Genomic DNA, 296 nt, shown 5'->3' with positions numbered 1-296 from the left:
GATCGTGGACCGTACCCTGTCCTACTTCAACTTCAGCATGGTGCCGGGTTACATACCGGGCGGCAAGTACATGGTACGTGTGGCCGTGAGGACCACGGGTTACCATTCACCGTTCGGCGAGACTTGTTTCGTGTATGCTCCGGGGGTATTGCGCCAGGACGGGACACAACAGCCGGAAGTGATCGCACAGCGTTTCGACGCCACGGTGTTCCCGAACCCGTATGCCGAGAGCTTCTCGCTCGACCTGGATTCCACTTCGGAGGAAGCCGTGCAGGTACGTGTGTACGACATGATAG

At 58.4% G+C, this 296-nt stretch carries 1 protein-coding gene; it reads left to right on the top strand.

Annotated features, from left to right (window positions below; all coding sequences use genetic code 11):
* The coding region (locus G6047_RS00125; protein ID WP_169525271.1) for a T9SS type A sorting domain-containing protein at positions 1-296 on the top strand (296 nt) is incomplete at both ends.

It is taken from the genome of Flavobacterium silvaticum, from assembly GCF_012911565.1.
Taxonomy (GTDB): domain Bacteria; phylum Bacteroidota; class Bacteroidia; order Flavobacteriales; family Flavobacteriaceae; genus Flavobacterium; species Flavobacterium silvaticum.
This window is presented reverse-complemented; position numbering and strand designations above follow the sequence as displayed.